This window comes from Streptomyces sp. NPDC097129, assembly GCF_055668065.1.
In genome coordinates this window covers 445,259-456,406 of the sequence record NZ_JBVOQE010000006.1, presented here as the reverse complement: position 1 = coordinate 456,406, position 11,148 = coordinate 445,259, and the positions used below count along the sequence as shown (strand labels likewise).

At 71.8% G+C, this 11,148-nt stretch carries 11 protein-coding genes; 3 read left to right on the top strand and 8 right to left on the bottom strand.

The window, feature by feature from the left end:
* On the top strand, positions 1-246 hold a 246-nt coding region (locus AC0B9F_RS20530; protein ID WP_472004552.1), incomplete at its 5' end, for a hypothetical protein.
* A 164-nt stretch (positions 247-410) separates the two neighbouring features.
* Here AC0B9F_RS20530 and AC0B9F_RS20525 read toward each other — a convergent pair.
* Positions 411-1,418 carry a stage II sporulation protein M gene (locus tag AC0B9F_RS20525; protein WP_472004550.1) on the bottom strand — a complete coding sequence of 336 codons (1,008 nt, stop codon included), beginning with the start codon at positions 1,416-1,418 and terminating at the stop codon, positions 411-413.
* A gap of 130 nt (positions 1,419-1,548) precedes the next feature.
* On the opposite strand from AC0B9F_RS20525, the gene AC0B9F_RS20520 reads away from it, so the two are divergent.
* Positions 1,549-2,520 (top strand): RDD family protein, encoded by a 972-nt coding sequence (locus AC0B9F_RS20520; RefSeq protein WP_472004548.1) that lies wholly within the window; start codon positions 1,549-1,551, stop codon positions 2,518-2,520.
* A 32-nt stretch (positions 2,521-2,552) separates the two neighbouring features.
* On the opposite strand, the gene AC0B9F_RS20515 is transcribed toward AC0B9F_RS20520, so the two are convergent.
* Both AC0B9F_RS20515 and ahcY read right to left on the bottom strand, forming a co-directional pair.
* Positions 2,553-3,167 carry a hypothetical protein gene (locus AC0B9F_RS20515; RefSeq protein ID WP_472004546.1) on the bottom strand — a complete coding sequence of 205 codons (615 nt, stop codon included), beginning with the start codon at positions 3,165-3,167 and terminating at the stop codon, positions 2,553-2,555.
* A gap of 174 nt (positions 3,168-3,341) precedes the next feature.
* Entirely contained in the window at positions 3,342-4,799 is a 1,458-nt protein-coding gene (ahcY, locus tag AC0B9F_RS20510) for an adenosylhomocysteinase (RefSeq protein ID WP_472004544.1), read from the bottom strand.
* Between the two features lie 531 nt (positions 4,800-5,330).
* Between ahcY and AC0B9F_RS20505 the strand changes: the two genes are divergently transcribed.
* Entirely contained in the window at positions 5,331-5,519 is a 189-nt protein-coding gene (locus AC0B9F_RS20505; protein WP_472004542.1) for a hypothetical protein, read from the top strand.
* A gap of 7 nt (positions 5,520-5,526) precedes the next feature.
* Here the strand turns inward: AC0B9F_RS20505 and AC0B9F_RS20500 are convergent, their stop codons facing one another.
* From AC0B9F_RS20500 to AC0B9F_RS20480, 5 genes are all read right to left on the bottom strand, one after another.
* On the bottom strand, positions 5,527-6,507 hold the full coding sequence (locus AC0B9F_RS20500) for a cation diffusion facilitator family transporter (protein ID WP_472004541.1): 981 nt from the start codon (positions 6,505-6,507) through the stop codon (positions 5,527-5,529).
* Between the two features lie 159 nt (positions 6,508-6,666).
* Positions 6,667-7,818: a mannose-6-phosphate isomerase, class I gene (gene manA / locus AC0B9F_RS20495; RefSeq protein WP_472004540.1), complete on the bottom strand. Its 1,152-nt coding sequence runs from the start codon at positions 7,816-7,818 to the stop codon at positions 6,667-6,669.
* A 72-nt stretch (positions 7,819-7,890) separates the two neighbouring features.
* On the bottom strand, positions 7,891-9,018 hold the full coding sequence (locus tag AC0B9F_RS20490) for an SIS domain-containing protein (RefSeq protein WP_472004538.1): 1,128 nt from the start codon (positions 9,016-9,018) through the stop codon (positions 7,891-7,893).
* A gap of 52 nt (positions 9,019-9,070) precedes the next feature.
* On the bottom strand, positions 9,071-9,241 hold the full coding sequence (locus AC0B9F_RS20485) for a Trm112 family protein (protein ID WP_007382472.1): 171 nt from the start codon (positions 9,239-9,241) through the stop codon (positions 9,071-9,073).
* Between the two features lie 515 nt (positions 9,242-9,756).
* Entirely contained in the window at positions 9,757-11,121 is a 1,365-nt protein-coding gene (locus AC0B9F_RS20480; protein ID WP_472004536.1) for a phosphomannomutase/phosphoglucomutase, read from the bottom strand.
* Positions 11,122-11,148 lie beyond the last annotated feature (27 nt).

Here is an 11,148-nt window from a genome sequence, read left to right as displayed (position 1 = left end):
CTGGCGTTGACTTTTGGCACGCTGTTGAGTTCTCAAGGAACGGTCGCTTCCTTTGTACTCACCCTCTCGGGCTTTCCTCCGGGCTTCCCTTCGGTCTTGCGTTTCCGACTCTATCAGATCTTTCCGATCCGATTTCCTCGGTGCTTTCCAGGTTTCCGCTCTCGCGTTTCCCTTTCCGGCGGTTCCGACTTTATCAGATGTTTCAGGCTGTTTGATCAGCCGTTCATTTCCGATTCATCGGGGTGACTCGCTGGAATCGATGTTCCTTTGAGCCCGCAGATACTCACTGTAGCCGACCGGACCATGTCCAGTTCCAGGCAACTGTTCGAATCTACCTCCTCGGCCACTCCGTGTCAACGGGGTTTCCGGGGCGAAGGAGAGATTAACAGCTCCGGAGGGGTGGATGCACATCAGGCGGCCACCGGCAGCGTGGCGCTGCGCTCCGCTGCCTCCACGTCCCCGCTCTCGCCCTGTCGGACAGCTCTCCCGCCCAGCACGTAGACGTACGTCAGGAAGGCCGTCTCGGCGGCGATGCCGATGGCGATGCGGGCCCATGTCGGCAGGCCCGACGGGGTGACGAAGCCTTCGATCGCGCCGGAGACGAAGAGGACGAGTGCGAGGCCGATGGCCATGCCGATGGCGGCCCGGCCTTCCTCGGCCAGGGCGGCACGGCGGGAGCGCGGGCCGGGGTCGATGACGGTCCAGCCCAGGCGCAGGCCGGTGCCGGCGGCGATGAAGACCGCCGTCAGTTCGAGCAGGCCGTGCGGGAGGACCAGGCCGAGGAAGGTGTCGAGGCGGCCGGCGGAGGACATCAGGCCGATCCCGACGCCCAGGTTGAGCATGTTCAGGAAGAGGATCCACAGGACCGGCAGACCGAGGAAGACGCCCATGACCAGGCAGACGGCGGCCGCCTGAGCGTTGTTCGTCCACACCTGGGCGGCGAAGGAGGCGGCGGGGTGGCTCGAGTAGTAGGTCTCGTACTCGCCGCCCGGGCGGGTGAGCCGGCGCAGCTCGCCTGGGGCGGCGATGGCGGACTGGACCTCGGGGTGGGTGCCGATCCACCAGCCGAGCAGGGCGGCGACCACGACGGACAGCAGCGCGGCGGGTACCCACCAATGGCGGGAGCGGTAGACGGCGGCGGGGAAGCCGCGGGTCAGGAAACGGGTCACGTCCCGCCACGAGGCGCGCCGGGTGCCCGTCACCGCGTTACGCGCGCGTGCGACGAGCTGGCTGAGCCGGCCGGTCAGCTGCGGATCGGGAGCGCTGGACTGGATCACGGAGAGATGGGTGGCCGTGCGCTGATAGAGGGCGACGAGTTCGTCGGCTTCGGCTCCGGTGAGGCGGCGCCGGCGCCCGAGCAGGTTGTCGAGGCGTTCCCACTCGGCTCGGTGGGCGGAGACGAAGACGTCGAGGTCCATCGGTGTGCCTGCTCCTGCGCGGTTCGTCGGCGGCTCGGCCGGGGGTCAGCTTGTCGTACTGCGGCGCGATGCGCCCTCAGCTTGGCAGACTGGCGGTTCTCAGGGCAGGTCAGGGGAAGGGGCGTCGGGCGTGAGTGAGCTGGTGACGGGCGAGGCGGTGGCGTTGGAGCTACGGCCCGCGAAACTGCCCAGCAGGGCACTCGCCGTACTGATCGATCTGGCCGTCGCCATGGCGGCGTACACGATGGTGACCTTGGTCCTGCTGGTGGCGACGGCTTCCTTGGACGAGGCGGCGCAGACGGCGGTGTCGATCGGGACGTTCGTGCTGGTGCTGGTGGGCGGCCCGATCGCCGTCGAGACGCTCAGTCATGGGCGGTCGCTGGGGAAGCTGGCGGCCGGGCTGCGGGTGGTGCGGGACGACGGTGGGCCGATCCGGTTCCGCCATGCACTGGTGCGGGGCGCGGTCGGCGTGGTGGAGATCCTGCTGACGTTCGGGGTCGTGGCCTGCATCGCCTCGCTGGTGTCGGAGCGGGGGCGGCGGCTGGGTGATGTGTTTGCGGGGACGCTGGTGGTGCGGGAGCGGGTGCCGCAGACGCGGTCGGCTTTCCTGCCGCCTCCGCCGCCGTGGCTGGCGGGGCGGTTCGGGCAGTTGGACCTGTCGGCGGTGCCGGACGGGCTGTGGCTCGCCATCCGTCAGTACCTGACGCGGATGCAGCAGCTGGACCCGCAGGTCGGCGCTGACATGGCGCAGCGTCTCGCCGCCGATCTCGCGTCGCGTACGGGAGTTCCGGTGCCGCCGGGGATCCCGGCGGGCGCGTTTCTCGCGGCGGTCCTGCAGGAGCGGCAGGCCAGGGAGGCCCGGCGCGCCTTCACCGGAGGACCGCAGGCGGCGACGCCCGGGGAGGGTGGGCCGAGCGCGAACGCTTCTGCCGCCTTCCCCGCTCCCCCGGCGTCGTTCGCCGACCCGGGCGGGACGCCGTCCTCCGCGTCTTCGTCCTCCGCGTCTTCTGCTACGGCCCCGGCTGCCCCGTCCGCTCCCGCCGTCTCCCCCGCCGAGCCGGCGGACGGGCGCTCCCGCACGGGCTTCGCTCCTCCCGCATGATCCTCCCCGGGTCGGCCCCGGGACCGGACTGCTCAGGGAAAGACGGACGGCGGTGACTCAAGGTCCTCCAGCTCGATGCCGGGCGCTGCGAGGACCACGTCGCCGGCGATGTGCACGGTGTGCTGCTCGCCCGTGTCCAGGGCTGTGACCTGGTATTCGTCCACGGTCAGGGGGCCGTTGTCAGTGGGGTGTGCTTCGCTTTTCAGCAAGGTCCAGGACTGGTCCACGGTGCGGGGGGCGAGGACGGGGTCCGTGAAGGCGACGAGGCGTACGCGGGTCGCGGGAGCGGAGGGGGTGAGGCGCAGGAGACGAGCGGTGGCGACGAGGAACGCGGGGGAGGTGCCGGTGAAGGCGTGGGCGCGCACATTGCCTTCGGTGGCATGGGAGCCGGTGGGGTCGGTGCGGACCCAGGTGACGCCGTCGAGGGCGGCGCCGCGCACCTGCCAGTCGCCCGCGTGGAGTTCCAGGCGGAGGGGACGGCCCAGCTCGTCGAGGGTGAGGTCGACCGAGCCGCGGTGATCGCCGGCCGGGGTGGTCAGCCGCGAGACATAGCGCCAGCCGGAGGGGCCGGGGGCGCACTGGAAGTGTTCTTCCGCGAGGAGGGTGTGATCGTGCGGATCATGGAGCGAATAGCGGCCGCGGGGCATGGGGGTCCTGGATCGTGACGGGGCGTTCCGGCGGATGGGGCGTTCCGGCGGATGGGGCGAGGCGTCACCGGTTTCCGGCCAGTCGTGACGGGCTGGTCCGGGACATGGGGCAGGCCCCCGGCACGGGGGTGCGGGGGCCTGCCTCGGACCTCGGTCGGCGCTGCCGACGCGTGATCAGTAGCGGTAGTGGTCGGCCTTGTACGGGCCGTCGACATCGACGCCGATGTACGCCGCCTGCTCCGGGCGCAGCCGGGTGAGCTTCACGCCGAGGGCGTCCAGGTGGAGGCGGGCGACCTTCTCGTCGAGGTGCTTGGGCAGCACGTAGACACCGGTCGGGTACTCCGACTGCTTGGTGAACAGCTCGATCTGCGCGATCGTCTGGTTCGCGAAGGAGTTGGACATCACGAACGAGGGGTGACCGGTGGCGTTGCCCAGGTTCAGCAGGCGGCCCTCGGACAGCACGATGATCTTCTTGCCGTCCGGGAACGTCCAGGTGTGGACCTGCGGCTTGACCTCGTCCTTGACGATGCCGGGGATCTTCGCGAGGCCGGCCATGTCGATCTCGTTGTCGAAGTGACCGATGTTCCCCACGATCGCCTGGTGCTTCATCCTGGCCATGTCCGAGGCCATGATGATGTCCTTGTTGCCGGTCGTGGTGATGAAGATGTCCGCCGACTCGACGACATCGTCCAGGGTGGTGACCTGGTAGCCGTCCATCGCCGCCTGCAGCGCGCAGATCGGGTCGATCTCCGTGACGATCACACGGGCGCCCTGACCCCGCAGCGACTCCGCGCAGCCCTTGCCCACGTCGCCATAGCCGCACACGACGGCCGTCTTGCCGCCGATCAGCACATCGGTGGCCCGGTTGATGCCGTCGATGAGCGAGTGACGGCAGCCGTACTTGTTGTCGAACTTCGACTTCGTCACCGAGTCGTTCACGTTGATCGCCGGGAACAGCAGCGTCCCGTCACGCATCATCTCGTACAGGCGGTGCACGCCCGTCGTCGTCTCCTCCGTGACCCCGCGGATCTCGGACGCCAGCTGGGTCCACTTCTGCGGGGTCTCGGCGACGGTGCGGGTGAGCAGCTCGAGGATGACGCGGTGCTCGTCGGACTCGGCGGTGTCGGGCGAGGGGACCTTGCCGTCCTTCTCGTACTCGACGCCCTTGTGGACGAGGAGGGTGGCGTCACCGCCGTCGTCGAGGATCATGTTGGGGCCGCCGGTGGGGGTGCCGGGCCAGGTCAGGGCCTGCTCGGTGCACCACCAGTACTCCTCGAGGCTCTCGCCCTTCCAGGCGAACACCGGTACGCCCTGCGGGTTCTCGGGCGTGCCGTTCGGGCCGACGGCGATGGCCGCGGCGGCGTGGTCCTGGGTGGAGAAGATGTTGCAGGAGGCCCAGCGGACCTCGGCGCCCAGGGCGACCAGGGTCTCGATGAGGACCGCGGTCTGGACGGTCATGTGCAGGGAACCGGTGACGCGCGCGCCGGCCAGGGGCTGCGCCTCGGCGTACTCCTTGCGGATCGCCATCAGGCCGGGCATCTCGTGCTCGGCGAGGGTGATCTCCTTGCGGCCGAACTCGGCCAGGGAGAGGTCGGCGACCTTGAAGTCCTGTCGGTTGTCGACAGTCGTCATGCGAGCTGCTCCTCGGGATTGGGTCGAGGGTGGGTACGGCTGGGCTGGTCTGCGCGGCGGCGGGCACAGGGGTGCCCGAAAGAGGACACAGGCATGCCCGCGTGCGCGCAGCGCAGTCCGTCGGAGGCCCTCTCTCCCTCGGTCGGTCCGCGGCGGGACCGCCCGACCGCCATCAGCAGCGACGTCTGGCTCCCTCCCAAGCTACACGGTCGGCCGGGTCGTCCCCAGTCCGCATCGCAAAGCGCCGGGCGTGAGGCGAGGCTGTGCCGGGTCATCGGGGCCGGTGGGCCGGGGGTGGGCGGGTCACCGACGTCGGGGAGCGGGCCGCTACGCTCTGCGCCCGCGGAAAAGGTCCACGTACGGCAGTTCTGTGGTGCGGGGCGAGAGCATGCGGCCGACGTGCGGTCCCGGTGACCGGATCGTCTTCGAGCGTTACGACGTGCGGGTGCCGCAGGGCCGGCTGTTCCTGCGGGGGACAACCGGGGGGACGCCCGGGACTCGCGGGCGTTCCTCGACGACCAGGGCGGGACGGTGCCGCTGTCCGCGGTGCGGGGCCGGGTGATCGACGACCACACCGTGCCCGGGCGGCTCGGGACGGCGCTGATCGTCGCGGTGGTGCTGGTGCTGACCGGTGCCGGGCTCGGGATCGCCGCGGTGGCTGTGCGGCGCAGGGCGCGGGCGCTGGTGCCGCCCGCGCCGCCGTGGATGACGCGGCCGTAGCGGCGGGTCAGTGCCCGGCGCTCTGCGGGGTCGGGCCGCCCGGGGTGGCCTCGGGGTCGGGGCCCTTGGCGGCCTCGGCCTCGCTGTAGATGTCGGGCTCGAGGTAGATGACGCGCGCGATGGGCACGGCCGCGCGGATGCGGGCCTCGGCGGCGTCGATGGCGCCGGCGACCTCGGCGGCGGTGTCGTCGTGCTGGACGGCGATCTTGGCGGCGATGAGCAATTCCTCGGGGCCGAGGTGGAGCGTGCGCATGTGGATGATGCGGCTGACGGTGTGGCCGTCGACGATCGCGGCCTCGATCTTCTTGACCTCCTCGGCGCCGGCGGCCTCGCCGAGCAGCAGCGACTTGGTCTCGGCGGCCAGGACGAGCGCGATGAGGACGAGCAGCACGCCGATGCAGACCGTGCCGATGCCGTCCCAGACGCCGTCGCCGGTGAGCAGGGACAGGCCGACGCCGAAGAGGGCGAGGACCAGGCCGATGAGCGCGCCGAAGTCCTCGAGCAGGACGACGGGCAGCTCGGGAGCCTTGGCGCGGCGGATGAACTGCGCCCAGGAGAGCCTGCCGCGCAGTTCGTTGGACTCCTTGATGGCCGTGCGGAAGGAGAAGCCCTCGGCGATGACCGCGAAGACGAGGACGCTCACCGGCCAGTACCAGTGCTCCAGTTCGTGCGGGTGCCGGATCTTCTCGTAGCCCTCGTAGATGGCGAACATGCCGCCGACCGAGAACAGCACGATGGAGACGAGGAAGGCGTAGATGAACCGCTCGCGGCCGTAGCCGAAGGGGTGCTGCGGGGTGGCCTGGCGCTGGGCGCGCTTGCCGCCGACGAGCAGCAGGAACTGGTTGCCGGAGTCGGCGACCGAGTGCACTCCCTCGGCCAGCATCGACGACGAGCCGCTGAACGCGAACGCCACGAACTTCGATACCGCGATCGCGAGGTTGGCGCCGAGTGCCGCCACGATCGCCCTGGTGCCGCCTGACGCGCTCATGTGTCCGCGTTGTCCCTTCGCCTGCGTGTGTGATGCCCGTCCCGGGCCTTTGCCCGCCCTTTGCCGGTGGGCCATTCTTGCAGCCTGCCCGGCTCAGGCGTCCCGAGTGTCCACAAGGGCGGTCATACGATCACACGGAACGGGTGCGGGGAGCCGCTGTCAGGCGATCACGGTCGCCCGGAACAGCGTGCCCGCGCCGGACACCTCGGCCTTCTCCCCCGCCGGCACGAAGACGGACTGACCCGCGGTCAGCTCGTGCTCCCCGGCCCGGACGGCGCCCGCGGTGCACAGCAGGATCTGCGGGGTGGGCCGGGTGACGTCGTGAACGGCGCCGCCCTCCGGCAGGACGTAACGGGACAGGCGGAACTCGTCGATGGGGGTCTCGTAGACCTCCTCGCCGTCCGGTGAGGCCTCCGGGCGCAGCACACCCGCGTCGCTCGCCTCGAAGCGGACGACGCGCAGCAGTTCGGGAACGTCGACGTGCTTGGGGGTCAGGCCGCAGCGCAGGACGTTGTCGGAGTTGGCCATGATCTCCACGCCCAGGCCGTCGAGGTAGGCGTGCGGGATGCCGGCGCCGAGGTAGAGGGCCTCACCGGGCTGGAGCCGGACGTGGTTGAGGAGCATCGCGGCGATGACGCCGGGGTCGCCCGGGTAGTGGTGGGCGAGACCTGCGTAGGGGGCGTAGTCGCCGCCGAGCCGGTCGCACGCGGCCGCGGCCTCGGCGACGGTGTGGGCCATCTCCTCGCGGTCCGCGGTGAGGATGGCGGTGAGCACCTCACGCAGGGCCGCGTCCTCGGGGTGGGCGTGCAGCAGGTCGACGTACGGCTTGAGGGAGTCGACGCCGAGACCGGCCAGCAGGTCGGCCGTGTGGACCGGGTCACGGAAGCCGCACAGGCCGTCGAACTCGGTGAGCGCGCAGATCAGTTCGGGTTTGTGGTTGGCGTCCTTGTAGTTGCGGTGCGGGGCGTCGAGCGGGATGGCGCGGCGCTCCTCGTCGGCGTATCCCTGCTGGGCCTGTGCCAGGTTCGGGTGGACCTGGAGGGAGAGCGGCGCGCCGGCGGCGAGCAGCTTGAGCAGGAACGGCAGGCGCGGGCCGAACTTGGCCACGGCCGCGGCGCCCAGTTCCCGCTCGGGGGCGGCCGCGATGACGTCGGCGAGGGTGCCGCGCCCGGTGCGCGAGGGAGCGCCCGGGTGCGCGCCCATCCACATCTCCGCCTGCGGTTCGCCGGTCGGCTCCACGCCGAGCAGGTGCGGGATCGCGGTGGTGGAACCCCAGGCGTAGGGGCGGACGGTGTTGGCGAGGCGGTCCATGGGGTCTTCCTGCGGGATGCGTGCGGGCCGAGGACGGGGCGTTCGGCGCGGGCCGGCGTGCCCGGGAAAAGATCAGGCTCTTGACGCGACGGCCAGGTAAACGGCGGCGAAATCGGTGATGGCGATCAGCTCGGCGAGGGTCTCCAGCTCGTCGCCCTCCTCCGGTTCCAGTTCGCTGATCGGCGTGTCATGGCTGAGGGCCAGGTCGCGGGCGGCCGGGGCGGCGGTGAGGCTGCTGATGGGACGGTCGCGCAGCAGCACCACGCGCGCGTGCATCGCGGGCGGCTCCTCCACGCGGTCGCGGAAGAAGTCGTCCGGGTCCGAACCGGCGGCCAGCGGGCCGGCGAGCAGGGCGCTGTGCGCGGCGAGCGCCTCGGGCAGTTCGGCGACGACCGCGGGGATCCCGGACAGCTCCGCGAGCGCGGCGGCGAAGCGGCGGCCGGCCGGTCCCGCGGAGGTCCCCTCGGTCCAGACGAGGGGCAGCGCGTCGGCGAGTTCGGCGGCGAGGGTCTTGGCCGGGTTGCTGTACGTCGCGATGGCGGGGCCGCAGCGTTCGGCGACGTGGTCGAGGCGGTCGGCGACCTTCTCCAGGGCGCCGGGGGGCGCGGCGAGCAGGCCGATGCGGTCCAGCAGGGCGAGCAGCGGGGTGAGCAGCGCCCACAGGACGCCCGGCGCGGAGGCGGCGAGCGGTTCGTCCTGGTCGTACGGCGCGGTCGCCATCGGCAGGAACAGTCCGTGGGCGCCCGCGGCGGCCTCGGCGAGGGGGGTACCGCCGGGGGCGACGGCGGCGACCGTGCAGCCGCGGCGGTAGGCCTGCTCGGCGAGCTGGGAGAGGGAGGGCTCGGTGCCGTCCGGGGTGGCGATCAGCAGCAGGTCGACGGATCCGGCCCAGCCGGGCAGCTCCCAGCGCAGCGCGCCCGCGGCGGGCGCGACGCCGGTGGGTGCGAGCCGGATGACGGGACTTCCGGGGCCGGCGAGGGTGCCGAGCAGGTCGGCGGCGTGGGTGGCGGCGGCGCCGGGCCCGGCGATGAGCACGGCGCGGGGGCGCCCGTCGGGTTTGAGCCCGTTGATGCCGGCCTCGGCGGCGTGCCGGGCGGCGGTGCGGACGCGGGCGCCGGCCTCGGCGGCCCCGCGCAGCAGGGCGCGGCGGTCCGCCTCGGCCAGGGCCTCCGGCCTGTCGAGCAGCGATTCGTCGAGCATGGCGGCAGTCTCCGATCGCCGAGTCGTCGGTACGCGGGCTTTCGCGGCGGTGTTACGCCGGGCGGCGGGCCTCGTCGACGAGCAGCACGGGGATGCCGTCGCGGACCGGATACGCCAGGCCGCAGTCCTGACCGGTGCAGATCAGCTCGGTGTCCTGCTCCTTGAGGGGGGCGTGGCACGCCGGGCAGGCGAGGATCTCCAGGAGGCCGGCTTCGAGCGGCATGGGCTGTCCCTTCGGATACGGCGGTGTGGGGTAGTGCCTGGTCAGCGTACCGCCGGGAAGGGCCCCATGCGGTGGGCTGTGGACAACCCGCCCGGCGTGCCCGGCGCCGTGGCCGGCCGGGGGTTGGGGCCCTCACCGCAGCTCTCGGGGTTGAAGGCGCGCCACGGTGTTGGTGCAGCCGCCGACGGCGGGAAGGGGACGGGGTGGGGGGTGTCCGCCCGCAGCGTCCGGCACCGGCACAGGGCACCCGCGTCGGAAACGGACGGCCGGACCGAGGACGGACACCCCCCGCCCCGGCCCCGACTCACAACGCACCGCAGGCGCGACAGCAACCGGCCACCGGACCGCAACGGGCCGCCGCAGGCATTTAAGGGGCGCGGGGAACTGCGCGACCAGCCACAACGCAACCCGCACCCGACACACGACCCAGCGCCGCAGGCACTCGCGACCAGCCACAACGCACCCGCAGACAAACGACGACCCAGCGCCACAGGCACCCGGCGCCGCAGGCACCGTCACCCCCGGATGATCCCGAGCACCTCATCCCGCACCTCAGCCATCAGCGCAGCGTCCCGCGCCTCCGCGTTCAGCCGCAGCAGCGGTTCCGTGTTGGACGGGCGGACGTTGAACCACCAGTCGGCCGCGCTGACCGTGAGCCCGTCGAGCGTGTCCAGGGTCACGCCCGCGCGCCCCTCGTACGCCGCGCGGATCGCCGCCACGCGGGCCCCCTGGTCAGCGACGGTGGAGTTGATCTCGCCGGAGCCGGCGTAACGGTCGTACTGGGCCACCAGCGCCGACAGCGGACCGTCCTGTTCCCCGAGGGCCGCGAGGACGTGCAGCGCCGCCAGCATCCCCGTGTCCGCGTTCCAGAAGTCGCGGAAGTAGTAGTGCGCGGAGTGCTCGCCGCCGAAGATCGCCCCGGTCCGTGCCATCTCCGCCTTGATGAAGGAGTGACCGACGCGGGTGCGCACCGGCGTGCCCCCGTGCTCCTCGACGACCTCCGGCACCGACCAGGAGGTGATCAGGTTGTGGATGATCGTGCCCTTGCCCCCGTTGCGCGCCAGCTCCCGCGACGCGACCAGCGCGGTGATCGCCGACGGCGGCACCGGCTCGCCCCGCTCGTCCACGACGAAGCAGCGGTCGGCGTCGCCGTCGAAGGCCAGGCCGAGGTCGGCGCCCTCCTCGCGCACGCGCCGCTGAAGGTCGACCAGGTTGGCCGGGTCCAGCGGATTGGCCTCGTGGTTGGGGAAAGAGCCGTCCAGTTCGAAGTACATCGGGACAAGTTCCACGGGCAGGCCGTCCAGCACCGTGGGCACGGTGTGACCGCCCATGCCGTTGCCCGCGTCGACGACGACCTTCAGGGGCCGGATGGAGGTCAGGTCGACGAGGGACTTCAGGTGGGCCGCGTAATCCTCCAACGTCTCGCGCGCACCCACGGTTCCCGGCGCCGCGGCCGGCTCCGGGGCGCCGGAGCCGCTCCACTGCTCCACCAGCGCGCGGATCTCGGCCAGCCCCGTGTCCTGGCCGACGGGCGCGGCGGCCGCCCGGCACATCTTGATGCCGTTGTACTGGGCCGGGTTGTGCGAGGCCGTGAACATCGCGCCGGGCAGGTTCAGCGCGCCGGAGGCGTAGTACAGCTGGTCCGTCGAGCACAGGCCGATCTCGGTGACGTCCACGCCGCGTGCCGTCGCGCCGCGTGCGAAGGCGCGGGACAGGCCGGGCGAGGAGGGCCGCATGTCGTGGCCGACGACGATCGCGTCGGCGCCGGTCACCTGGGCGAAGGCCATGCCGAACAGTTCGGCCAGCGACTCGTCCCACTGGTCCGGAACCACCCCGCGCACGTCGTACGCCTTCACGAGCTGCGACAGATCACCAGCCACGGCCACTTCCTCCTGAACGTCCCCGTC

Bases quoted from the DNA above. Each gene is read 5' to 3' on its own strand.
- ahcY (WP_472004544.1), bottom strand. From the start codon at position 4,799: ATGACGACTGTCGACAACCGACAGGACTTCAAGGTCGCCGACCTCTCC.
- AC0B9F_RS20485 (WP_007382472.1), bottom strand. From the start codon at position 9,241: ATGCCGCTCGAAGCCGGCCTCCTGGAGATCCTCGCCTGCCCGGCGTGC.
- AC0B9F_RS20500 (WP_472004541.1), bottom strand. From the start codon at position 6,507: ATGAGCGCGTCAGGCGGCACCAGGGCGATCGTGGCGGCACTCGGCGCC.
- AC0B9F_RS20515 (WP_472004546.1), bottom strand. From the start codon at position 3,167: ATGCCCCGCGGCCGCTATTCGCTCCATGATCCGCACGATCACACCCTC.
- manA (WP_472004540.1), bottom strand. From the start codon at position 7,818: ATGGACCGCCTCGCCAACACCGTCCGCCCCTACGCCTGGGGTTCCACC.
- AC0B9F_RS20490 (WP_472004538.1), bottom strand. From the start codon at position 9,018: ATGCTCGACGAATCGCTGCTCGACAGGCCGGAGGCCCTGGCCGAGGCG.
- AC0B9F_RS20525 (WP_472004550.1), bottom strand. From the start codon at position 1,418: ATGGACCTCGACGTCTTCGTCTCCGCCCACCGAGCCGAGTGGGAACGC.